This window comes from Delftia sp. GW456-R20 (assembly GCF_001622915.1).
Classification (GTDB): domain Bacteria; phylum Pseudomonadota; class Gammaproteobacteria; order Burkholderiales; family Burkholderiaceae_C; genus Comamonas; species Comamonas acidovorans.
This window is the reverse complement of record NZ_LWCN01000004.1, coordinates 1,473,838-1,497,297: the sequence shown is the minus strand read 5'-3', so window position 1 is coordinate 1,497,297 and position 23,460 is coordinate 1,473,838. Positions and strand designations below refer to the sequence as shown.

The following is a 23,460-nucleotide window of genomic DNA, read 5'->3' as shown; positions in this document are numbered from 1 at the left end:
TGTGAAGCAATTGCCGCCCTGGATACAGCGATACATTGCGACTGCGCCATCAAGTCCACTCAGGAGAAGTCTGCATGAGTGGCAAACCCGCAGCCCGCATCACCGACAGCGTCGTCAAGGGCAAGATCGTCACCGGCTCGCTCACCGTGCTCATCGGCAGCCAGGGCGGCCTGGCCTGCTCCGTCTGCCCGGACGGCATCACCGTCGGATCCCCTGTGAACCCCCAGCTCGGCGCCAAGGTCCTGCTGGGCGCAGAAGACCTGGACTTCGCCCTGCCGTCGGCCGCGCTGCCTGTGGCTTGGCAGCGCCAGTACAGCAGCTACGTCAACCCCGAGCACGGCGCGGCCTGCGGCCTGCTGGGCCATGGCTGGCACCTGCTGCAGGAGCTCAGCATCCGCCTGCAGGACGAGGCCACCTTGCTGCTGGACGCCAGCGGCCGCGTCATCACCTTCGACCAGCCCCTGGCGCCGGGCGGCCAGCTGCACAGTGCCAGCGAGGACATCTGGCTGCTGCGCGGCGGCAGCCCTGAACAGGGCACAGCGCCCTGGGCTGCGAACCCACGCTGGAGCCATGTGGAACAGGCACTGGTGCGCAACCCCGAAGCCATCCTTGCGGTCAGCGGCGATGGCGACACCCTCTGGGGCTTTGGCCCTGCTCCCGGTGAACCTATCGCCGGTCCCTGGCGCCTCATGGCCCGGATCGACCGCTTCGGACGCCGCCAGCTCTACCACTACAGCGACGGCACCACGCCTGAGGCCGGCCACAGTGCGAGCAAGGACCCCATCCCCGCAGGCCGCCTGGTCTCGCTGAGCGACGGCACGGGCCGGCGCTACCGGCTGCTGCACCAGCGCATCCATGGTGGCAGGGATGCGCTGGGTTTGTGGGGAACCGACGACGGCTGGCGAGTCACAGGCGTGGATCTGGTGCAGGACCCGATGCATCCCCTGTCCACCCCCATCGCCCTCGTGCGCTACGGCTACAGCAGCGTAGGCGACCTCATCACCGTCCACGACCGCGCAGGCCAGCTCGTGCGCGAATTCGAATGGGACCACCACCGCATCAGTGCCCACCGCCATGCCAGCGGACCCTGGCACCGCTACCGCTACGAGAGCGCCCAGCCCGGTGCCCGCGTCATCGAGCACAGCAACCAGGAAGGCCTCAGCTACCGCTTCGACTACCTGGCCCAGCCCCCGGGCCCGGACGGCCAGCCGCGCGCCGCCACCCGCGTCAGCGACAGCCTGGATCGCATCGAGACCTACTACTTCGAAGGCGCAGCGGGCCTGTCGCGCCTCATCGCCCACCACAAGGCCGATGGCAGCCGCTGGCTGCAGGCCTACGACAGCTTCGGCCGCCTGGCCTCGCGCACCGACCCGCTGGGGCGCAGCGTCCACCTCAGGCGTGATGGCCAGGGCCGGCTCATCGGCGTGCAACTGCCCGACGGGCGCAGCACCCAGCAGGAACACGACGAAGCCACCGGCCGCCTGCTCGCCTCCACCGACCCGGCAGGGGCCACCACCGGCTACGAATACGACAACTGGGGCCGCCTCACCCAGATCACCCAGGCCGACGGCAGCACCGAGCGCTACCACTACCCCGATCCCCAGGAAGCGCCGCTCACCTGCGACAGCCCCCGGCGCATCGAAGACGCCCAGGGTGGCAGCAAACAGCTGGCCTGGAGCGACGCGGGCCAACTGCTCAGCTACACCGACTGCTCGGGCCACAGCACGCACTACCACTACGACCGCTGGGGAGCGCTCATCGAAGTGGACAACGCCCTGGGCCAGCGCCAACGCCACCAGCGCGATGGCCAGGGCCGCATCGTGGCCAGCGAACTGCCCAACGGCCAGATCGAGCGCTACCACTACGACAGCGCAGGCCACCTCACGCGCATCGAGCCGGCCCAGCCTGCCGGCACCTCCAGCGAAACCCAGACCGCCGACCCCAGCATCCACCTGCGCTACGACCTCTGGGGCAGGCTCATCCAGCGAACACATGGCGGCCTCACCCTGGCCTTCGAATACGACAGCGCAGGCCGCCTCCTGCGCCTCGTCAACGAGAACGGAGCGCAAAGCCGCTTTGCCTGGGACGCGCTGGACCGGCTCGTGCAGGAAGAAGGGTTTGACCAACGGCTGCAGCGCTACCGCTGGGACGCGGCAGGCCAGCTCATGGAAGCCACGGACGGCAACGCCGCACAGCAAACCAGCAGCCACTACCGCTGGGACGAAGGCGGGCGATTGGTCGAACGCCAGCTGCCCGCCACGCCCCATGCGCCTGCACAAACCCACCGCTACGAATGGGATGCCGCCGGGCGCCTCACGGCGGCCAGCGTCTGGCAGCACACTGGCGAGAACACCGCAGAGAACACCATCCAGCTGCAAAGCCGCATAGCACTGGAGCGCGATGCCCTGGGCCGCATCACCGGAGAAGTGCAGCAGCTGTACCGCCCAGGCAAGGACGGGGGCGGGAACGGGGGCGCAGAGCAGATCGAATACGAACACCGCATCGCCCACACGCTGGACCGCCTGGGCGCACGCCAGCACAGCCAGCTGCAAGGCCTGGGAGAGATCGCCTGGCTCACCTACGGCTCAGGCCATGTACACGGACTGCAGCTCAACGGAGCCAGCCTCATCGACTTCGAGCGCGACAGCCTGCACCGCGAAGTCCGCCGCAGCCTGCACCAACCTAACCCCGCAGCAGATGCGCAAAACTCCCTGCAGGTGCAACGCCAATGGGACAGCCTGGGCCGCCTCACGGCCCTGGGCACCACAGGCCTTCAAAGCACGGAAGGCCGTGATCACCTGGTCCAGCCCCTCATAGGCCAGATCCTCGGCCGCCGCTACCACTACGACAGCCTGGGCCAGCTCGTTGCCATCGAACAGGCCGGCGCCCCGGGCCAGGCCGCGCAACTGCTGCGCTACGGCTACGACAGCGCAGGGCGCCTCAGAGCGGCCACCGACAGCCAGGACCCCCAGACCACCACCCGCTGGCAGATCGACCCCGCAGGCAACCGCCTGCCAGCACCCGGTGCACCCGGCGCACCGGGCCAGACGAACACCCAGGACAACTGGGCTGCCCAGGTCCATGCCCACTGGCGGCACACCGACTTCAACCTCATGGGCCTGAGCCACCTTGTAGGCCAGCGGCAAGGCCCCGTGCAGCGCTGGGAAGACAACCGTATCGGCTTCACTGAAGACTGCGTCTGGCGCTACGACCCCTGCGGCAACCGCATCGCGCAAATGCAGGCAGACCACAGCCAGCAGCAACTGCACTACGACGGAGCCCACCAGCTCATAGCGGTGCGCAGCAGCCAGATCCAGGGCAACGCCGAGCAACTGCGCCACCACAGCCGCTACACCTACGACGCCCTGGGCCGCAGGCTCAAGCAGCAGGTCGAAAGCGCAGACACCGAACTGCCCACACGCACCCACTACTACGGCTGGGACGGCGACCGCCTCATCCACACCGAGCGCCTGCAGGGCGGCGATGACACGCGCCACATAGAACACACCATCTACGAACCGGGCAGCTTCACCCCCCTGGTGCGCCTGAGCACCACGGCCAGCGGCGACCCGCAAAGCGAGCCCCACCTGCTGGTGCAAGCCATCACCGCAGGCCTGCCCGACCAGGACGACCCCAACCACACGCCGGCCCTGGCCCTGATGCAAACCATGCTCAGCGCCATGCCGCGCGACATGCAGCAAGACGCCGCCCGCCACCTGCGCCACACCCTGGAGCACGGCCTGCCGCCCAGTGCCCAGGCGATCCTGGGTGAACAGGCAGACAGCACTACACGCCTACTCAACGGCATGCATGCCAAGCTGCAGGCACAGGAAAAAGAACAGCACGCTCGCATCGCCATTCACCACTACCACTGCGACCACCTGGGCACGCCCATGGCGCTGACGGACCAGACCGGCCAGGTGGCCTGGGCCGCCAAGCTGGACCCCTGGGGCAATGTGCTGCAGGAATACAACCCGCAGGGCATCCACCAGGCGATCCGGCTGCCGGGGCAGCACCATGACAGGGAGACGGGGCTGTATTACAACCGGCATCGGTATTACGATCCGGTGGTGGGGAGTTATATCAATCAGGATCCGATTGGGTTGATGGGGGGGTTCAACGTCTTTAGCTACGGGGCCAATAACCCTATAAGACGCTATGATCCATTGGGTCTCGATTGGGTCAGATCAGGCATTACTTATCCAGAGATTCTCCAGATCCAGATAATCCACTCAATTTCAACACAGTGTATTGTGATGATGAGGAAGTGAAAATAAACTCAAATAATGCAGGAAAGTGTCAGAATGCTCTCGGCACTACCGTTGCGCACGAAAATTCTCACAAAGAAGACATATTAAAATCAAATAAAGATGTATGCAAAGGAAATAAAGGGATATCTCAAATTGTAACAAGTAATAAAAAAATCCGCCTTGCCTCAGAAAGAAAAGCGCATGAACTGGAAATAACCATTCTGGAAAATTCTTTAAAGGATCCACCCGTTGGATGCACTGCATACGGAATCGAAGCAGAGATACGAACTACGAAGAAAGAACTCCTGAAAGTCCATCATGGCACCTATCCGAATTAAATATAGACTTACAACGTATTTGGTCAAGATGATAATATTGATATTCCTTCCCCATGAATCTCATGGAGAATCCAAGGAATATCTAAATATCATTGAATATTCTTTGACCTTAAAAGTAGAAAAAAACTCAATAAAAACAAATATTGCAAACAACTCATCAAAGGATATTAAATTAAGAAAAGACTCCCTTCCATCGTCCCTCCTTATTCGTGGGATAAATCTTAGCGCCTACTCTGATTCAGAAGATCTTAAGCCAATTGGCTTATTTCTCCCAATTGGGAGCAATTCAGATTTAAAAACAATACCTGCCGGGGGTGAATTATCCGGAGAAATAAACATAAATAAATTAATAAACAATGATTGCTCTCTTTTGAAGAAAAATCCAATAATAATATTCTGGAGATATTCGGCTCAGGCTGATGAAGGCATTCTGCCGGCCACAGAGGGAGCTATAAGAGTAAATGGCAAAGATGTTTCATGCGATTAATGCATGTTATGAATTTTTCGTCTTGATGGAAAAGCACCAGACGAGCACAATAAATTTGATGGTAAAAATTATGACTAATGCGATAAGCTCAAAGTACTTACGCGTTAGGAGAAATTAAGGCCATTATGGCAAGGTGGATGAGGTAAAAAAGTACAGGTGCCGAATCCGGCTATCTAGAGCGTATTTTGAATTTCCCACAGAAATCAGTACCTGCATGACTGCTGGCGACATGAGCACAGTAAAGACCAACGATTGAAGACCATTCAGCTCAGCAGCCGACGGACCGGACCGGCCAGGTGGCATGGGCCGCGAAGCTGGGCCCATGGGGCAATGTGCTGCACGAATACAACCCTCAAGGCATCCACTAGGCGATCCGACTGCCGGGGCAGCCCCATGACAGGGAGACGGGGCTGTATTACAACCAGCATCGATATTACGATCCTGTGGTGGAGAGTTATATCAATCAGGATCCGACCGGGTTGGGCGGAGGGGTAAACAAAAGTATATATGCGATAAATCCCATGATTTCCATTGATCCTTTGGGCTTGTGTGCAGAGAGAATTTTGAAAGCAGCGGGGAAAAATAAAAAATCAAGAAAGATATTCATACGCCTCGATTTCTGGCTTTGGGTCGAAAATAAATGTAATCTCTTTGTTCATGAAGTGCTAGAAAATGCAGATGTCGAATCTCCATCGCGCTACAGATTCGGAATTATCCCAAGAGGACCAGCAACTGCTGGAGATTGGGAAAATCCACAAAAAAGCAATTCCCGTATTTGAATTTGTTACTTCTACAAAGCCTGGTAATATTGTTGCAGTAGCATGCCTATATGGGGACGCTACTGGGCATGTGCCATTCGTGACGGGGAGTCGTACAACCATTGGCGCAGGCTCAGAAGACGGATCACATTCAACTGGTTGGGCATGGAATGGTGTATAGCCTAAAGAAAATCAAATATATAGAAGATGAAAAGATTGAAAAAGATGATGAAAGCAGCAGTTTACATAATAGCGGCAGCGCTTGTTTTTCAAATAATATCTTTGCTAATTTTCTTGATGGCACCGATGAAAATTGATTTATCGGATATAGAGGGATTTAATTTGTCTTATATTTTTAATAAGCTTGGAAATCCAGACTATGATTTGAGTGTCAAAGATATATTGGGATGGCAAAGCCATCGCTGCCTAATTCGTAAAAATGTCGTAATTAGGATAAAAGAATCGAACATTAAACCAACTGCTTTCCCTGCATCAATAAGTGTTTCAAATACATTGGGAGAAGAAACTCATTATTTCAAGTTATCAAAACACTCAAGATCTGACGGAAATAACAATTTTATTAGAACGACCACCATAACCGTATGGCCATACGGTGATTTTCTAATAAGTAAAGAGATTGTTGAAAATAAAGATCACCAGTCACAGTGAGTCTCGATATGCGTAGATTGTTCAGCCCCATGGGTTATAACAAGATGGGCCAAAACGCGCGCAGATCGCTTGGTCATGTTGGGTATGCACGACGAGCACACCATGAAAATGCTGCAGGAGATGCGCAAGTAACTGCAAAAGCAGGAGCGAGCGTAACAGGGCTCCGTAGCCATCCATCACTACCACTGCGACCATCTGGGCACGCCCATGGCCCTGACCGACCAGCGAGGGTTAGTGGCCTGGGTCGCACAGTAGGACCCCTGTGGCAATGTGCTGCAGGAATACAACCCACAGGGGACGTCTCGCAGAGGTTTGAGGTATGGAGTGGTGAAGAAGGATTGCTTCATAAAGCACATCACTTAAGCCAGGAAATAGTACAACCGGGCGATAATAGTGATCTAGGAAAAATTACAGAACAAGCTTGGAAAGATTTCAAAGGCAATGAAATCAATGCGTTCAAAATTACTTGCGGATGCGATTGGACTGATTTTCTTTCTTGCATTACCCATGCCGGCTTTCGCTTTTGCAACCGATGTGGTGTTGTATTATTTTTGGGCAATATTTTTCGTATTTTTGGTTTGCATTGTTGGATCTATATATTTGCATTCAACAAGGAAAGCAATATATGCATCAATTTGGATAATAAGCATATTTTCCTCTGTTTATTGTGAGGTTCCAAGAAATATAAAAATGCTGGTGACGATTTATTTGCTCATTAGTCCGATAATTATTCTTGTGTTGATTTTTTGTAGAAGTAATAATAAGCAGCAGAGAGAGAAAAAAATAACACCTGACAAAGATCGTGAAAAATAATTTCCAAGATAGTATTGATGATGGCGGTGTATGGATCATAGAAAAACTCTGGTGCGCTTAATGCAAGAAAAGACTGGCAAACTCCATGAGGATTAAATTGGTAATTATTATTTTAATCTTGCTAAATGGATATTTTTTCTTCAGAAAAGATGGTTTTGATTATTATATAAATAAAGATTACGACTTTGTTTGTGTATTTCCGCCATATACGCCAAAATTAGTTATTCTTGAAGAGCTGAGAAAATATTCAAGTGATTTAAAGGATGATGTGGAGTACAAAGAATTAATGGACGATGGTATTTTTACTTATTTCTTTATAAAAAATAGTGAAATAATTTCTTCTGGAGAAGAAATGGTGAGGAATAATTCGGTGGGTGAATATGGTTGTTTGGGTAGATGAAAATATTACCGCGATTTAACTTTCCTTGAAGTAAAGACTTGTGCCAATTGCCATAGCCTTTTTTAACTAACGCACTCACACAGTTAAGGCAGTCTTTAAATATTGCATCCATTCTGGAGTGGGTGTGCACAGATTTTTTTCTTTGCTGATGTTGGACTAGCTGTTGTTGCAAACAATAAATGGCTCTTTTTGGCCGGAGCGCTACTGTTATGCATGTTAAATTATCCAATAGTCACGGTAATTTTGGTGGCGGATGTAGATTAGTTAGGCTGTAAGGAATAGAGGCGCCACTTGAATTTTTGGAGTTTCATTTTTGGATCTTGCGAAATAAGCGCTTGTTTCATGAGTATTTAATATATAAGCCCATGAAGAAGATAATAAAAGTATCTTTCGGATCATTCGTTGTGGTTGCACTTTTGGGATTTATTTTTCTTATTTCTTCAGTCGAAGATGAAAAGGAGAGCTTCTTCTCTTCCTATGATCTATTGGGTGAAGATGGGCAAAGATATATCTCTTGGGTTCCCGTTTTTTTACCAAAAACTGCCTTTAATATCAGAATATATGCTGATGTGGAAACTAATAATTTTTATATGTTCTTTCAGCTGGAAAAAATTCAATCTATTGATTTTCAGAAAAAGATGAATATGAAATCATCAAAAAATGGAGTCGCGCTGCTTCAAAAGGGCGTTGAGGAAATAAAATCAGGGTGGTGCGCTTTTCAGGACATTTCGAATGGATTTGGTGAAAATCTATATCTGGTTGGAAAAGTAAGCTCTATTGAAGAAATTTATTATGTGACGAAGGCGACAACGGCTACTAATTTGAATTCGACTGAATACACTTCGGAAATGGTGAAGAAATATTGTGAGCATGGCGATTTCAAGCCTGAAATGCAATATCTGGACATCAGGTAATTGACGCGGGTGAATCTATAGGATGTGATTTTTGCCGTCAAAAGACCGCCTCAGCCTTGCATCGCTCCTACAAAAAAACGCTTGAATACGCATCCCATCCTCGCTGCCAAAGCACAGCACAGGCCTCATCGTGAATTAAATTCACAGATGGTGTTCCAGCAGACCGTCTAGTCCCGCGCAGCCCTTGAATCCATGATCCCGCCATCGACAGACATCGGATTCCTTGCATGCGGCAACTTTTTCCATCGCTTTCCACGGCCTCGGGCGCGGTCCTTCTGGCGCTTTTGATTTCCACGCCTGCCATGGCGGATTCGACGGTGCTAGCGGATTCGGCTGAAGCCTCCAACTGGGCTGCCACCTGGCAGGCCAGCCCGCAGCCGGTTTGGGGGGCGGACTTCCTCTTTCCCACCAACCTGCCCGCCGTTCTGCAGGACCAGACCGTGCGCCAGGTGGCGCGCGTCAGCCTGGGCGGGCCGCGCCTGCGCATCGTGCTTTCCAACGCCTATGGCGGCCAGCCTGTGACCGTGGGCAGGGCGACCGTGGCAAAGCCGTTGCCGCAGGGCTCCATTGACGCTGGCAGCCTGCAGGCCGTGACCTTTGGCGGCGGCGCGCAAGCCACCATTGCCGCAGGCGCATCCCTGGTCAGCGACCCTGTGGCCTTGCCTTTGGCGGCGCTGTCGCAGGTGGCCGTGAGCCTGTACCTGCCCGGCGCCATGCCTGTGCAGAGTTTTCACTGGGATGGGCGCCAGACCGGCTGGATCGTGGCTGGCGACCAGTCCGCTGCTGCGGCGCTGCGGACTTCGGACCCTGGCGCAATCAGCAGCACGGCCCGCCCGCTGTTGGCGGGTATTCAGGTCGAGGCCGACCCCGCGTCACCCGCGGCGCCCGTGGTAGCGGTGATGGGTGACTCCATCACCGACGGCGCCACGGCCAGCCTGGACCGGGACAGCCGCTGGCCGGATTTCCTGGCCGCGCGCCTTGCGCCGCACGGCGCGGCGGTGGTCAATGCCGGCATTTCGGGCGCGCGCCTGCTGTCGGATGGCATGGGCGAGCATGCGCTGGCGCGGCTGGAGCGTGATGTGTTGGCCCAGCCCGGTGTGCGCAGCCTCATCTTGCTGCTGGGCATCAACGATATTTCCTGGCCCGGCACGGCCTTTGCGCGGCAGGCGCCGCGTCCCACCCTGCAGGACATGGCAGAGGGCTATCGCCAGCTGGTTGCCAGGGCGCGCAGCCACGGCCTGCGCGTGATCGGCGCCACCTTGCCACCCTTCGAGGGCGCCTTGCCAGGCACGCCGCTGGACGACTACTACCAGGACGACAAGGACGATCTGCGCCGGCAGGTGAACGCCTGGATACGCCTGGGCGGCGCCTTCGATGCGGTGATCGACTTCGATGCCGTGCTGCGCGATGGCGCCCATCCTTCCCGCATGGCGGCGCGCTTCGACTCGGGCGACCGGCTGCATCCTGGCGACGAAGGCAATCGCGCCATGGCCGATGCGGTGGATCTGAACGCCATACTGCCGGGCCTGCTGCCGCGCTAGCCGCGCCTGCACGCGGTGGAGGTGGCGTTGATGGTGGCGTTGGCGGCGGCGGGGCTGTCTCCCTATAAAATGCAAATGGTTCTCATTTGTTATTCGTCCCTGGCCTGCCTGTGCCCTGGGATACAGGGAGGGGTATCGTGGCCGCCGCCGAGTTTGCGCTTCAGCAACAAGTCGAAATTCTCTACACCGATCACCACGGCTGGCTGCGCGGCCTGCTGCGCCGCAAGCTGGGCAATGCCTTTGATGCGGCCGATCTGGCGCACGACGTTTACCTGCAACTGCTGCGCACCGGCCGTGTTCCGCCGGCCGACGAGCACCGCCGCCATCTCACCCAGATTGCCAACGGCCTGGTGATCGACCTGTACCGGCGTCGCCGCGTGGAGGCGGCCTATCTTGAAGCGCTGGCCCTGCTGCCCGAGCAGATGGCGCCCTCCGAAGAAACACGTGCCCTGGCGCTGGAGGCGCTGGTGGAGATCGACGCCGCACTGAACGGCCTGCCGCCCAAGGCGCGCAAGGCCTTGCTGCTGTGCAAGCTCGACGGCATGGCCTACCGCGACATCGCGGCCGAGCTGGGCGTGTCCGTGTCTTCGGTGGAGAAATACATCGCCGCCGGCCTGCTGGCCTGCTACCAGGCGCTGCACGGCCCGGTGTGCTGAACGGCCGGCCCGCCCGCATGTCCTCATCACCGGCATCGCCCGACGCCTCCAGCGAGCTGCTGGAGCCGGCCATTGTCCAGCGCGCCGCCGAGTGGATGGCCCGGCTGTGGGCCGATGACGCCAGCGACGAAGACCGCGCCGCCTGCGCCCGCTGGCGTGCCGAGCATCCGCGGCACGAGCTGGCCTGGAGCCGCCTGCAGGCCTTTGACGACAAGCTGCGCAGCGTGCCCGGCGGCATTGCGCGGCATGCGCTGGCGGACACCTCCGCTGCGTCGCCGGCGCCACGCCGTGGCCGCCGCCGCGCCATGCAGTTGCTGGGCTTCATGGCCATGGCCGGTGGCATTGCCCATGTGGTGCGCGGCACCGATGCCTGGCAAATCGCCGCTGCCAGCCATGGCACGGCGCGTGGCGAGGTCCGCGAGATCACGCTGCCGGATGGCACGCAGGTGGTGCTGGCCTCGGCCTCGGCCATCGACCTGCGCTTTGACGGGGCCGAACGCCTGATCCTGCTGCGCGCTGGCGAAATCCTCGTGACCACCGCGCCTGATCCGCAACGTGTGCCGCGCCCGCTGCGCGTGCGCTCGCGCCACGGCACGGTGCAGGCCCTGGGCACGCGCTTCACGCTGCGCCAGGAAGATGAGCAGTCCCGCGTGGCCGTGTTCGAGGGCGCGGTGGAAGTGCGTCCCGCCCGGGCGCCGGGCCAGGTGGTGCGCGTGGAGGCAGGGCAGGGCGCCGTCTTCTCCGGCGATCTGGCCCAGCCCCCGGTGGCCGCGCAGGAAAGCGCCGCCGCCTGGGCGCGCGGCGTGCTGGTGGCCGACAACATGCCGCTGGGCGAACTGGTGGCCGAGCTGGCGCGCTACCGCACAGGCCTGCTGCGCTGCGACCCGCAGGTGGCCGGCCTGCGCGTCACGGGCGTGTTCTCGCTGCGCAATACCGACCGCGCCCTGCACAACCTGGCGCTGGGCCTGCCCGTGCAGGTGGTCTCGCGCACGCGCTATTGGGTCACGGTGCAGGCGGCGGGCTGAGGCGCCTTTCATCACGGCGCCTTCCCTGTTTCTTGGAGCCCGTTACCGGCTGATTCAACTTCCTGCCCCTGCGGATTGAGGGTTTGGCGTTCTCGTTCGGAAGACAGGCAAGAGCCCTTGTTTTCTGTCCCGCCATGCCTTCCAGAAAATCCCATGCACTCCACCGATGCCGATGACCCCCAGGCCGGCCCCGGCCCCATTGCGCAGACGCTGCAGCCCATCCGCGCGCAGCTTGTTCTTGCCGCGCTGCTGTCGTTTGCGGGCGCCGTGCTGGCGCTGGCGCCGCTGGCCGGCATTGCCCACATCGCGCGGCTGGCGCTGGCCGATGGCGGCATGGTGGCGGCCGATGCCTGGCGCGTCATCGCGCTGTGCCTTGTCTGCCTGTTCGCGGGCATGGCCCTGGTGTCGGCGGGCGAGCTGGTTGCCCATCTGGCCGACAACCGCCTCACCCACGGGCTGCGCCTGTCGGCCATGCAGCGGCTGGCGCGCGTGCCGCTGGGCTGGTTTTCCGAGCGGGCCTCGGGCCAGGTCAAGCAGGCCATGCAGGACGACGTGGCCACCCTGCACGAGCTGACCGCGCACTTCTACACCACGGTGGGGCGCGGTGCGGGCACGGTGGCCGCTTCTGCGGTCTATCTGGTTGCCATGGACTGGCGCATGGCCCTGGTCTCGGCCCTGCCGTTCGGCATCTTCTTTCTGGTGATGCGCCATGCCATGCAGGCCAGCGGCGCCCACATGCCGGCCTTTGGTGCGGGACTGGCGCGCATCAACAACGCGGTGGTGGAGTTCGTGCACGGCATTCCCGTGGTCAAGGCCTTTGGTGCCAGCGGGCGCGCCCATGGCAGCTACCGCGAGGCCGTCGATGGTTTTACCGACGCCTTCCTCGGCTTTGCGCGTCCGCTGGTGTCGGCGCGCGCCAATGCCAATGCGCTGATCGCGCCCGTGGCCGTGCTGGGCGTGGTGCTGGCCTTCGGCACGCTGTTCACGGCCCTGGGCTGGATGGCGCCCGTGGACGTGCTGCCCTTTGCCCTGGTGGCGCCGGGCATCAGCGCGCCGCTGCAGCTGCTCAGCTTCAACCTGCATGCGCTCAACCACGCCACGGGCGCCGCCCAGCGCGTGCAGGCGCTGCTGCGCACGCCCGTGCTGGAGCAACCGGCCGCCGATCAATGCAGGCTGCCCCAAGGCTGCGAAGTCCGCTTCGAAGGCGTTGGCCATGCCTACGAGGCGGGGCATGACGTGCTCAAGGGCATGGATTTCACGCTCAGGCCCGGCACGGTGACCGCCGTGGTCGGTGCCTCGGGCGCGGGCAAGTCCACGCTCGCCCGGCTGTTGCTGCGTTTCTTCGACCCGAACGAAGGCCGCATCACGCTGGGCGGGGTGGACCTGCGGCAGATCGAGACCCGGCAGCTGTACCGCCACCTGGCTTTTGTGCTTCAGGACGTGCGCCTGGTGCACGCCAGCGTGCGCGAGAACATTGCGCTGGGCCGGCCCTCGGCCAGCGCGCAGGAGGTGGAGGAGGCGGCGCGCGCCGCCCACATCCATGAGCGCATCCTGGCGCTGCCGCGCGGCTATGACTCCGTGATCGGCGAAGACGCCCAGCTGTCCGGCGGCGAACAGCAGCGCCTGAGCATTGCGCGCGCCGTGCTGCTGGATGCGCCCGTGCTGGTGCTGGACGAGCCCACGGCCGCTGCCGATGCCGAGAGCGAGGCCGCCATCCAGGAAGCCCTGTCGCGCCTGGCCGCCGGACGCACCCTGCTGGTCATCGCCCACCGGCTGGACACCGTCATGCACGCCGACCAGATCCTGGTGGTGGAGGGCGGAGCCATCCGCGAGCGCGGCCGCCATGTCGAGCTGCTGGCGCTGGGCGGACGCTACGCGCGGCTGTGGGCGCTGGGCGGGTATGCACCACCGCCCACGCAAGCCCAGCCTTCCTCCCCCGCCCTGGCCCCGGAGCTGCCCCCATGCTGAAGACCCTGATGCAACTGCTGGGCGAAGATGACCGGCTTTTCCGCCGCTATGCCTGGATGGCCGTGCTGCATGGCCTGCTGAGCGGGCTGGTCGTCACGGCCCTGGTGCCTGTGCTGTCGCGCCTGCTGGCGGGCGATACGCGCGGCGCCGCGGCCTGGCTGGCCGTGCTGCTGGCGGGCGTGGTGCTGTGCTGGGCCTGGCAGCGCCAGGTGGAAAAAGCCGGCCTGGGCCTGGGCGCCGCCGTGCTGCGCGTGGCGCGCCACCGCCTGGGTGACCATGTGGCCCGCCTGCCCGTGGGATGGTTCACCCCCGAGAACACGGCCCGGCTCAACCACGTCGTTTCGCAGGGAATGATGGAAGTGGCCCAGCTGCCGGCCCATGTGTTCACGCCCGTGTTCAGCGGCGCCGTGGCGCCCGTTGCCGTAGTGGCCGCACTGTGTGCCATGGACTGGCGCATGGGCCTGATTGCACTGCTGGCGCTGCCGCTGCTGGCAGGCGTGCTGCTGGTCACCGCGCACCTGGGCCGCCGGGCCGACGAGCGCCTGCAGCGCAGCATGGCCGGTGCCAGCCAGCGCATGGTGGAGTTTGCCCAGGCGCAGTCCGTGCTGCGCGCCTTCAACGGCGAAGGCGGCGGCACGCGCTGGCTGGAGCAGGCCCTGGGCCGGCAGCGCGCATCGGGCGCGCAATCCATCCGTCTGGCGGCGCTGTCGGGCGTGCTCAATGGCTGGGCCGTGCAGGCCGTATTTGCGGCCCTGCTGGTGGCCGGCGCGCTGTGGCTGGACGAGCGCCTGGGCGGCGTTGCAGCACAGGGCATGGGAATGGAAGCTTCCATCCCGGTGATCGTGGCCCTGCTGCTGGCCTGCCGCCATGTCGATCCGCTGCTGGAGGTGGCCGGCTACGCCGACTCGCTGCGCGCCGCGCGCGTGCAGCTCGATGCCGTGCGCGACATCCTCGCGGTCCAGCCGCTGCCCGAGCCTGCCGTGCCCCAGGCGCCGCGCGATGCCTCGGTGGAACTGCGCGACGTGGTGTTCCGCTATGCGCCGGGCCAGCCCGAGGTGCTGCGCGGCCTGAGCCTGCGCGTGGAGCCGGGCTCGATGACGGCGCTGGTGGGCGCCTCCGGCTCGGGCAAATCGTCCGTGCTGCGGCTGATCGCGCGCTTTTTCGATGTGCAGCAGGGCAGCGTTCTGGTGGGCGGCATGGATGTGTGCCAGATCGCGGGCGAGCGGCTGGCCGGGCAGATCAGCCAGATCTTCCAGGACAGCTACCTTTTTCAGGGCTCCATTGCCGACAACATCCGCATGGGCCGCCCGCAGGCCAGCGATGCCGAGGTGATGGAAGCCGCGCGCCAGGCCGGCGTGGCCGAGATCATCGAACGCCTGCCGCAGGGCCTGGACACGCCCGTGGGCGAGGGCGGGGCGCGCCTGTCGGGCGGCGAGCGCCAGCGCATCGCCATTGCCCGCGCGCTCATCAAGGACGCGCCCATCCTCCTGGTCGACGAGGCCACGGCCGCGCTGGATGCCGAGAACCAGGCGGCCATCGCCCAAGCGCTGGCGCGGCTGCGCGGCCGGCGCACGCTGATCGTGATTGCCCACCAGCTGTCCACCGTGGCCATGGCCGACCAGATCATCGTGCTGGACCAGGGCCGCGTGAGCGAGCAGGGTACGCCGCAGCAGCTGGCGCAGGCGCAGGGCCTGTATGCGCGCTTTCTGGCGCGGCGGCGCGCCGCCAAGGGCTGGCGCATTGCGGGAACGCGCACGGGAACGGCCACAGGCACGGGCGAGGACCTCCGTTGAGCGAGCCTGCGAAGCCAAAGACAAGGACGCAGGTCCCGCGCCTGGCGCCGTGGCTGCTGCCGTTTGCCGCGCTGTGCTGCGCGTCCGTGCTCATCGGCGCGCGGCAGGTGGACTGGGGGCAGCTGCTGTCGCTGTCGGGCGATGCCTGGCTCACCCTCACGGCCAGCCGGCTGCCGCGCCTGGCAGCGCTGGTACTCACGGGCGTAGGTCTGTCGGTGTGCGGCGTGGTGCTGCAGCAGATCGTGCAGAACCGCTTTGTGGAGCCTGCTACCTGCGGCGGGCTGGATGCGGCCAAGCTGGGCATTCTGGTGTCGCTGACGGTGGCGCCCGCCTCGGCCTTCACCTCGGGCGCGTGGGGCGTGGCCTGGCGCATGGTGTTCGCGATGGTGTTCTGCCTGGGCGCCAGCCTGCTGTACGTGGCCATCATCCGCCGCATGCGCCTGCGCAACCTGGTGCTGGTGCCCGTGGTGGGCCTGATGTACGGCAGCGTGCTCAGCGCCATCGCCGAGTTCTGGGCCTTTCGCCACAACCTGCTGCAAAGCATGCAGGGCTGGCTGCTGGGCGACTTCTCGCGCATCGTGCAGGGGCACTACGAAATCATCTACCTCATCGTGCCCATCGTGGCACTCACCTATGCGTTTGCGCACCGCTTCACCGTGCTGGGCATGGGCGAGGGCATGGCCACCAGCCTGGGCCTGAGCTATCCGGCCCTGGCCACACTGGGCCTGGTGCTGGTGGCCGTCACCGTCTCGGCCACGGTCATCACCGTGGGCGCCATTCCCTTCGTGGGCCTGGTCATTCCCAACCTGGTGGCCATGCGCTGCGGCGAGAACCTGGGCCGCACCCTGCCCATCGTCGCGCTCAGCGGCGCCTCGCTGCTGCTGGCCTGCGACATCGTGGGCCGGCTGATCATGCACCCCTTCGAGGTGCCGATCGGCCTGACGGCGGGTAGCGTGGGCGGCGTGCTCTTCCTCGTGCTCATCCTGCGCAGGAGGCCGTGATGCGCAAGGCCTTGCCTCAGACAACCGCATGGATTGCGGCTGCCGTGGTTGCCGTCGCGCTGGCGGCCTGCTTCGTGCTGCTGGGATCGGGCCTGGACTTCGGCTATGTCATTGCACGGCGGCTGACACGGCTGTCGGCCATCGTCATCGGCGGCATCTGCATTGCGCTGTCGTCCATCGTCTTCCAGACGCTTGCGGGCAACCGCATCCTCACCCCCGCCATCATGGGTTACGAGGCGGTCTACCTGCTGCTGCAGGCGCTGCTGGTGCTGGCCATGGGCGTGCAAAGCCTGGTGGTGCTGGGCCCCAGCGGCAACTTCTGGCTGTCGGTGGCCTGCATGCTGGGCTACTCCTGGGCCCTGCAAAGCTGGCTGCTGGGCGGGGGTCGGGACAACGTGTACTTCCTGCTGCTGCTGGGCCTGGTGCTGGGCATGGTGATAGGCACCTTCACGCAGTTCGTGCAGCTGCGCATCAGCCCCGGAGAGTTCTCTGTGCTGCAGGGCTACAGCTACACCTCGTTCAATCGCGCGCGGCCCGCGCAGCTGCTGTGGTCGGCGCTGATCGTGGCCGTGGCCTGCGTGATCGTGCGGCGCAGCCTGCCCGTGCTGGACGTGCTGGCCCTGGGGCGCGAGCAGGCCATCTCGCTGGGCGTGCACTACCAGCGCCAGCTGCGCCTGCAGCTGGCGCTGATTGCCGCGCTGGTGGCGGTGTCCACCAGCCTGCTGGGGCCCACGGCCTTCATGGGCATCTTCGTGGCCCACATCAGCTACGCGCTGGCGGGCACGGCGCGCCACCGCGTCACGCTGCCGCTGGGCTGCGCCGTGGCCGTGTCCATCTTCATCGCGGCGCAACTGGCGGTGGAGCATGTCTTCAACTACCGCACCTCGGTGGGCATCCTCGTCAACCTGGTGTGCGGCAGCTACTTCCTTGCCCTCATGGTGCGCGGGCGCGGCCGGGCCTGAGCCGGCCCCCGGCCTCCCAAAACACCCAACGCAATGCATCCCATTTTTCAGGAGAGAAAGCCAGTGACCCGTCTGTTCCGCATTCCCCATCACGCTTCCATGTTGGCCCTGGCCGCTGCCCTGGCCCTGTCGGCCTGCGACCGGCCCGCCAGCCCGTCGGCACAGGCCGCAGCGCCCCAGGCGGCAGCCGGCGAGTTCAAGCCCGTCACCGTGCAGCACCAGCTGGGCACCACGGTGGTGGAGCGCCCGCCGCAGCGCGTGGCCGCGCTGGACATGAACGAGGCCGACTTCCTCGACCAGCTCGGCGTGCCCATTGCCGGCATGCCCAAGGACTTCGTGCCCCACTTCCTGGCCCGGTACAAGGACGATGCCGGCGTGCAGGACCTGGGCTCCATCGTCCAGCCCAACCTGGAGCGCGTGCACGCGCTCAAGCCCGACCTGGTGCTGATCTCGCCCATCCAGGCCAGCGCCTACCAGGAGCTTTCGGGCTTTGCGCCCACGGTGCATTTCGACGTGGACTTCAGGAACAGCGGCACCCGGCACCTGGACACCGTGCGCGATCATCTGCTCACCCTGGGCCGCATCTTCGGCAAGCAGGACCTGGCGCGCGCCAAGGCCGCCGAGATGGACGACAAGGTCGCCCAGGCCCGGCGCGCCACCGAGGGCCGTGCGGAGACGGCCCTCATCGTCATGCACAACAACGGCGCCTTCAGCTCCTTCGGGCCGCAGTCGCGCTACGGCTTTGTCTTCAACGCGCTGGGCGTCAAGCCCGCCAGCACGGCGGCCGAGGCCGACCTGCACGGCCAGCCCATCTCCAGCGAATTCATACAGCAGGCCAACCCGGACATCCTCTACGTGATCGACCGCACGGCCATCATGCAGCGCCGCCCCGGCATGGACGCCGCAGGCATGGACAACCCGCTGCTGCGCCAGACCAGCGCCTGGAAGAACAACCGCGTGGTCTTCGTCGATTCAGAGGCCTGGTACGTCACGGCGGCCAGCGTGACCTCGGTGAAGCTCATGGTCGATGACGTGCTCAAGGGCTACGGCGATGCGCCGGCAGCGGGCGCGGGCCCGGTGGCCGCTGCGGTTGCAAATTGATCGCATTCTCGATTGAGGGTTTGGCTTTCTCGTTCGGAAGACAAGGTGAAACACCCAACGCCTACCCGAATCGAAAGGAGTCCCGCATGGCACTACGCCATCCATCCCGCCCCGCGCACAACGGCGCATCGCGCGCCTTGCCGCACCCGGCCTTTGCCTCCAGGCACACGGCCATCGCCGTGCACATGCTCTGCATGGCAGGCCTGGCACTGGGCGGCCTGGCCGTGGCCATGCCGTCCGCGCTGGCGCAGGCGGCTGCCCAGGGGGCCGCATCTGGAGCAGCCTCCGGGGCGGCACCCGGCGAGGTCCGCCGCGCCTTCAGCATCCCCGCCGGTCCGCTGGGCCAGGCGCTCAACGCCTTTGCCGCAGCGGCCGGCGTGGAGCTGACGATCGATTCCAGCCTGCTGCAAGGCCGCAGCAGTGCAGGTCTGTCGGGCAGCTACAGCGTGGCCGAAGGCTTTGCCGAGCTGCTGCGCGGCCAGGGCCTGCGCGCGCTGCGCGAAGCCAACGGCAGCTACACCCTGGGCCGTGACCGCAACGCGGCAGCGCCCGTGGAGGGCGGCGTGCTCCTGCCCGCCGTCACCGTGCGCGCACAGGCTCAGCAGGCGCCGGAAGCCTATGCCGGCGGCCAGGTCTCCACGGGCGGCCGCATGGGCCTGCTGGGCGACAAGGACTTCATGGAGACGCCCTTCAACACCATCAGCTACACCGAGAAATTCATGGCCGACCGCCAGGCCCGCGACATCACCGACGTGATCTCGGCCGCCGACCCCACCGTGTTCAGCACGGGCATGACCGGCATCATCAGCGAGAACTATTCCATTCGCGGCTTCAGCTCCAGCATCGGCGATGTCACCTTTGGCGGGTTGTTCGGCGTGGCGCCGTTCTACCGCGCATCGCCTGAAATGTTCGAGCGCGTGGATGTGCTCAAGGGCCCATCGGCCCTGCTCAACGGCATGCCGCCTGGCGGCTCGGTGGGCGGCACGGTCAACCTCGTGCCCAAGCGCGCGGGCGATGAGCCGCTGACGCGGCTGACCACCTCCTTCATGTCCGATGCGCAACTGGGGGCCCACGTCGACCTGGGCCGGCGGTTCGGCGAGCGCAAGCAGTTCGGCATCCGCTTCAACGGCGTGCTGCGCGACGGCGACGGCGCCGTGAACCAACAGGAAAAGGAAACCCGGCTGGCCTCGCTGGGCCTGGACTGGCGCGGCGAGCGCGCGCGCCTGTCGGCCGACCTGTACAGCAGCGATGACCGCACCGACGGCCTGAACCGCGGCATCAACCTGGCCGCAGGCCTGCCCGTGCCCAGGCCGCCCAAGGCCGACACCCTGCTCAACCCCAGCTGGGCCTTCTACGACACCAAGGACAAGGGCGCCATGGTGCGCGGCGAGCTTGACCTGGGCGACAGCGTCACGGCCTATGCCGCCGTGGGCACCAGCAAAACCCGGTACCGCTCCACGGGCGCCTACCTGATCCAGGTCTTCAACACAGCCGGCGACTACCGCACCAACCTGGCCGACCTGGGATTCGAGATGGACAAGAAGTCGGCCGAGGCCGGCCTCAAGGGCAAGTTCCAGACGGCGGGCGTGGGCCACCAGTGGGCGCTCAACGCCACCTACTACACGCATACCGACAAGCAGTTCGGCCGCCGCAACGTGCTGGCCCAGGACTGGATCACCAACATCTACAACCCCATCTGGGGCCCGGCCACCAGCTTCAATGCGCCACCGATCTCGCGCACCGAACTGCGGCTGACCAGCATCGGCGTGGCCGACACCCTGTCTTTTGCGCAGGACCGCGTGCAGCTCACCCTGGGCCTGCGCCGCCAGCAGGTGCTCAGCGACACCTTCAACGTGGCCACGGGCGCGCGCACCTCGCGCTATGACGAAGGCGCCACCACGCCCGCCGCCGCGCTGCTGGTGAAGGCCAGCGAGCGTGTCTCGGTCTACGCCAACTACATCGAAGGCCTGAGCCAGGGCGCCACCGCACCCATGACGGCGGCCAACGCGGGCGAAGTGTTCGCTCCCTACAAGTCCCGGCAAAAGGAGCTGGGCCTGAAGCTGGACCTGGGCGACTTCGCCCACACCTTCAGCCTCTACGAGATCCAGCGCCCCAACGGCTACACCGATCCTGTCTCCAACGTCTTCTCCTTCGGCGGCGAGCAACGCAACCGGGGCGTGGAATGGGGCTTCTTCGGCAACGTGGCCACGGGCGTGCGCCTGATGGGCGGCATTGCCTACGTACAGCCCAAGCTCACCCGCACGGCCGGCGGCGTGAATCAGGGCAAGCTGGCAGCGGGCGTGCCCAGGCTGCAGGGCAAGCTGGGCGTGGAGTGGGACGTGCCTGCCCTGCAGGGCCTGACGCTGACGGCCAATGCCACCACGGCATCCAGGCAGTACATCAATGCCGACAACTCGCTGTCCGTGCCGGGCCGCACCGTGTTCGACGTTGGCGCGCGCTATGTGACCACGGCGGCCGGCCACCCGCTCACGCTGCGCGGCAGCATCACCAACGTGGCCAACAAGGCCTACTGGGCCACGCCGCTGTGGACCAGCCTGGGTCTGGGCGCACCGCGCACTTTCATGCTGTCGGCCACGGTTGATTTCTGAGCGATGACACGGCGCCTTGCCGTAGATCAAGCCGAGCCCGAGCCGGGCCGAGCCTGCGCTGCCGCCCTGCGGGCTATAAACTAGCCCGATGGGGCGGCGAGCATGCCGGCCCCCCAACCCGCCCACCCGCCATTACCAGGATGACAGACGCCTATGGACAGCCGCAATGACAGCATGGACCTGAGCGACGACAGCGTGTTCGAGAGCGCTGCGGAGCTGTTCCGTGCCATGGCGGCGCCCGTGCGCCTGAAGATCATCAGCGTGTTGTGCCATGGCGAGAAGAACGTGACCGAACTGCTCGCCGACATCACCACCACGCAACCCAACATGTCCCAGCATCTGAACACGCTGTACCAGGCCGGCGTGCTGGGCCGGCGTCGCGAAGGCGTCAGCATCTACTACTTCATCGCCAACGCGCAGGCGGCGCAGATGTGCCGCGCCATCTGCGCCCAGGTCGCCATCGCGCAGGGCTGAGCGCGGCAGACCCGCAGGCTGCAAAAAGGGATCTCAAGGGATCTCAAGGGGACCCCAAGGCGACTCCGCTAGGATGCCATCCATGCCGCCCACACCCACCCTGGTCCAGCCCCTGCCGCTCGATGCCGACGGCATCCTCGCGCTGGCAGCGCGCTCCATGTTCCAGCTGTTCTCCACCATGAGCCAGGGCATGTTCCTGGCTGACAGGGCCGGGCGCATCGTCTGGGTCAACGAGGGCTACCAGCGCTTCCTGCCCGACCTGGGCGTGGCCTCGGTGGACGACTTCCTGGGCCACATGGTCGAGGACGTCATCCCCAACACCCGCATGCGCCGCGTGCTGGAAACCGGCGAGCCCGTACTCATCGACCTGCTCACCAACCGCGCCGGCACCTTCGTGGTCAGCCGCATCCCGCTCAAGGACGATGGGGGCGCGGTCATCGGTGCCATCGGCATCGTGCTCTTCGACCAGCCGGAGACCACGCTGCAGCCCCTCATCAGCAAGTTCGCCGTTCTGCAGCGCGACCTGGACGAGGCCCGGCGCGAGCTGGCCGCCCAGCGCAACCGCAGCCTGCGCGTGGCCGTGCAGGGCGAGCGCCGCGCCAAGTACAGCTTTGCCAGCTTTGTCGGCAGCAGCCCGGCGGCCGTGGAGGTCAAGCGCCAGGCACGCCGCGCGGCCCAGTCGCTCAGCCCCGTGCTGCTGCTGGGCGAGACCGGCACCGGCAAGGAACTGCTGGCCCATGCCATCCACGCGGCATCGGCCCGCACCGGCGGCCCCTTCGTCACCGTCAACATCGCCGCCGTGCCGGATGCCTTGCTGGAGGCCGAATTCTTCGGCGTTGCCCCCGGCGCCTACACCGGCGCCGACCGCAAGCCGCGCGACGGCAAGTTCAGGCTGGCCGACGGCGGCACGCTGTTCCTCGACGAAATCGGCGACATGCCCCTGAACCTGCAGGCCAAGCTGCTGCGCGCGCTGCAGGAGGGCGAGATCGAACCGCTGGGCTCCAACCAGCTCGTGCGCTTTGACGTGCGCGTGGTCGCTGCCACCTCGCGCGACCTGCCGCAGATGGTGCGCGACGGCCGCTTCAGGGAAGACCTCTTCTACCGCCTGCATGTGCTGCCCATCCGCGTGCCGCCGCTGCGCGAACGCAGGCGCGACATCCCGGCCCTGGTCGAAGTCCTCTCCGAAGAACTGGCCCTGCGCAACGACATGCCCCCGCCCGAACTGCTGCCCGACGCCCTGGCCCTGCTGGCCGGCCAGACCTGGCGCGGCAACATCCGTGAGCTGCGCAACGTGCTGGAGCAGGCCGCCATGCGCAGCGAAGACACCGCCATCAACGCAGAGCAACTGCGCGAAGTGCTGCGCTCATCGGGCGTGGAACCCGCCGCCCCCGCGCCCGGCCCCGAGACTGCGCTCGCCCCGTCCCCTGCCCACAACAGCCCCGCCGACACCGACCTGCTGCGCCCCTTGGCCCAGCAGGTGGCCGAGCTGGAACGCAAGGCCATCACCGCCACCCTGGCCGCCAACAGCGGCAACAAACTGGCCACGGCGCGCCAGCTGGGCATCTCGCGGGCCACGCTGTATGACCGCATGGCGGTGCTGGAGCTGCAGGGCTGAGTCACCCGCCGCCTGCAGGCCGTACTGTGGCCAAGAGGCGGGGTGATTCCTGTCGCTCCCGATCCTGGAACCGATCCCGGAACCAA

At 63.3% G+C, this 23,460-nt stretch carries 18 protein-coding genes and 1 pseudogene; all 19 read left to right on the top strand.

The features are described from left to right. Positions 1-74 precede the first annotated feature (74 nt). On the top strand, positions 75-4,271 hold the full coding sequence (locus A4F85_RS12075; protein ID WP_231890536.1) for an RHS repeat-associated core domain-containing protein: 4,197 nt from the start codon (positions 75-77) through the stop codon (positions 4,269-4,271). Continuing rightward, positions 4,268-4,588 carry a hypothetical protein gene (locus A4F85_RS30595; protein ID WP_156517015.1) on the top strand — a complete coding sequence of 107 codons (321 nt, stop codon included), beginning with the start codon at positions 4,268-4,270 and terminating at the stop codon, positions 4,586-4,588. Before A4F85_RS12075 ends, A4F85_RS30595 begins: the two co-directional genes overlap by 4 nt. Next, positions 4,569-5,075: a hypothetical protein gene (locus A4F85_RS30590; RefSeq protein WP_143290080.1), complete on the top strand. Its 507-nt coding sequence runs from the start codon at positions 4,569-4,571 to the stop codon at positions 5,073-5,075. Before A4F85_RS30595 ends, A4F85_RS30590 begins: the two co-directional genes overlap by 20 nt. Positions 5,076-5,353: 278 nt before the next feature. Beyond that, a pseudogene (locus A4F85_RS31420) lies at positions 5,354-6,014 on the top strand (RHS repeat-associated core domain-containing protein); the annotation flags it as partial. A gap of 47 nt (positions 6,015-6,061) precedes the next feature. Continuing rightward, entirely contained in the window at positions 6,062-6,502 is a 441-nt protein-coding gene (locus A4F85_RS30585; protein WP_156517014.1) for a hypothetical protein, read from the top strand. Between the two features lie 29 nt (positions 6,503-6,531). Beyond that, positions 6,532-7,173 carry a hypothetical protein gene (locus tag A4F85_RS31135; protein ID WP_231890535.1) on the top strand — a complete coding sequence of 214 codons (642 nt, stop codon included), beginning with the start codon at positions 6,532-6,534 and terminating at the stop codon, positions 7,171-7,173. A gap of 227 nt (positions 7,174-7,400) precedes the next feature. After that, positions 7,401-7,715 carry a hypothetical protein gene (locus A4F85_RS30575; protein ID WP_156517013.1) on the top strand — a complete coding sequence of 105 codons (315 nt, stop codon included), beginning with the start codon at positions 7,401-7,403 and terminating at the stop codon, positions 7,713-7,715. Between the two features lie 365 nt (positions 7,716-8,080). After that, positions 8,081-8,629: a hypothetical protein gene (locus A4F85_RS30570; protein ID WP_156517012.1), complete on the top strand. Its 549-nt coding sequence runs from the start codon at positions 8,081-8,083 to the stop codon at positions 8,627-8,629. 227 nt (positions 8,630-8,856) lie between these two features. Beyond that, positions 8,857-10,170 (top strand): SGNH/GDSL hydrolase family protein, encoded by a 1,314-nt coding sequence (locus A4F85_RS12070; RefSeq protein ID WP_063326713.1) that lies wholly within the window; start codon positions 8,857-8,859, stop codon positions 10,168-10,170. Between the two features lie 137 nt (positions 10,171-10,307). Beyond that, positions 10,308-10,826 carry a sigma-70 family RNA polymerase sigma factor gene (locus tag A4F85_RS12065; RefSeq protein WP_013803359.1) on the top strand — a complete coding sequence of 173 codons (519 nt, stop codon included), beginning with the start codon at positions 10,308-10,310 and terminating at the stop codon, positions 10,824-10,826. Between the two features lie 17 nt (positions 10,827-10,843). Continuing rightward, positions 10,844-11,851: a FecR domain-containing protein gene (locus A4F85_RS12060; RefSeq protein WP_063327968.1), complete on the top strand. Its 1,008-nt coding sequence runs from the start codon at positions 10,844-10,846 to the stop codon at positions 11,849-11,851. A 153-nt stretch (positions 11,852-12,004) separates the two neighbouring features. Then, positions 12,005-13,819, top strand: coding sequence for an ABC transporter ATP-binding protein (locus tag A4F85_RS12055; RefSeq protein WP_063326712.1), 1,815 nt, complete (start codon positions 12,005-12,007; stop codon positions 13,817-13,819). Further along, on the top strand, positions 13,813-15,612 hold the full coding sequence (locus tag A4F85_RS12050) for an ABC transporter ATP-binding protein (RefSeq protein ID WP_063326711.1): 1,800 nt from the start codon (positions 13,813-13,815) through the stop codon (positions 15,610-15,612). The genes A4F85_RS12055 and A4F85_RS12050 overlap by 7 nt, the downstream gene beginning before the upstream one ends. Further along, on the top strand, positions 15,609-16,613 hold the full coding sequence (locus tag A4F85_RS12045; protein WP_063326710.1) for an ABC transporter permease: 1,005 nt from the start codon (positions 15,609-15,611) through the stop codon (positions 16,611-16,613). Before A4F85_RS12050 ends, A4F85_RS12045 begins: the two co-directional genes overlap by 4 nt. Then, complete coding sequence (locus tag A4F85_RS12040; protein ID WP_063326709.1) at positions 16,613-17,575, top strand: iron chelate uptake ABC transporter family permease subunit; 963 nt, start codon at positions 16,613-16,615, stop codon at positions 17,573-17,575. Before A4F85_RS12045 ends, A4F85_RS12040 begins: the two co-directional genes overlap by 1 nt. 63 nt (positions 17,576-17,638) lie before the next feature. Next, the gene (locus A4F85_RS12035; protein ID WP_063326708.1) at positions 17,639-18,676 is read left to right on the top strand and encodes a siderophore ABC transporter substrate-binding protein; all 1,038 of its coding nucleotides are present in this window, start codon (positions 17,639-17,641) and stop codon (positions 18,674-18,676) included. 86 nt (positions 18,677-18,762) lie between these two features. Then, positions 18,763-21,285, top strand: coding sequence for a TonB-dependent receptor (locus tag A4F85_RS12030; protein WP_063326707.1), 2,523 nt, complete (start codon positions 18,763-18,765; stop codon positions 21,283-21,285). 153 nt (positions 21,286-21,438) lie between these two features. Next, complete coding sequence (locus A4F85_RS12025; RefSeq protein ID WP_013803351.1) at positions 21,439-21,759, top strand: ArsR/SmtB family transcription factor; 321 nt, start codon at positions 21,439-21,441, stop codon at positions 21,757-21,759. 82 nt (positions 21,760-21,841) lie between these two features. Further along, positions 21,842-23,374: a sigma-54 interaction domain-containing protein gene (locus tag A4F85_RS12020; protein ID WP_063326706.1), complete on the top strand. Its 1,533-nt coding sequence runs from the start codon at positions 21,842-21,844 to the stop codon at positions 23,372-23,374. Positions 23,375-23,460 lie beyond the last annotated feature (86 nt).

Coding starts and splice junctions, on each gene's coding strand:
- A4F85_RS30575 (WP_156517013.1), top strand. CDS start 7,401: ATGAGGATTAAATTGGTAATTATTATTTTAATCTTGCTAAATGGATAT.
- A4F85_RS12055 (WP_063326712.1), top strand. CDS start 12,005: ATGCACTCCACCGATGCCGATGACCCCCAGGCCGGCCCCGGCCCCATT.
- A4F85_RS12040 (WP_063326709.1), top strand. CDS start 16,613: ATGCGCAAGGCCTTGCCTCAGACAACCGCATGGATTGCGGCTGCCGTG.
- A4F85_RS31135 (WP_231890535.1), top strand. CDS start 6,532: ATGGGTTATAACAAGATGGGCCAAAACGCGCGCAGATCGCTTGGTCAT.
- A4F85_RS12030 (WP_063326707.1), top strand. CDS start 18,763: ATGGCACTACGCCATCCATCCCGCCCCGCGCACAACGGCGCATCGCGC.
- A4F85_RS12025 (WP_013803351.1), top strand. CDS start 21,439: ATGGACAGCCGCAATGACAGCATGGACCTGAGCGACGACAGCGTGTTC.
- A4F85_RS12075 (WP_231890536.1), top strand. CDS start 75: ATGAGTGGCAAACCCGCAGCCCGCATCACCGACAGCGTCGTCAAGGGC.
- A4F85_RS30570 (WP_156517012.1), top strand. CDS start 8,081: ATGAAGAAGATAATAAAAGTATCTTTCGGATCATTCGTTGTGGTTGCA.
- A4F85_RS30590 (WP_143290080.1), top strand. CDS start 4,569: ATGGCACCTATCCGAATTAAATATAGACTTACAACGTATTTGGTCAAG.
- A4F85_RS12020 (WP_063326706.1), top strand. CDS start 21,842: ATGCCGCCCACACCCACCCTGGTCCAGCCCCTGCCGCTCGATGCCGAC.
- A4F85_RS12050 (WP_063326711.1), top strand. CDS start 13,813: ATGCTGAAGACCCTGATGCAACTGCTGGGCGAAGATGACCGGCTTTTC.
- A4F85_RS30585 (WP_156517014.1), top strand. CDS start 6,062: ATGAAAGCAGCAGTTTACATAATAGCGGCAGCGCTTGTTTTTCAAATA.
- A4F85_RS12070 (WP_063326713.1), top strand. CDS start 8,857: ATGCGGCAACTTTTTCCATCGCTTTCCACGGCCTCGGGCGCGGTCCTT.
- A4F85_RS12060 (WP_063327968.1), top strand. CDS start 10,844: ATGTCCTCATCACCGGCATCGCCCGACGCCTCCAGCGAGCTGCTGGAG.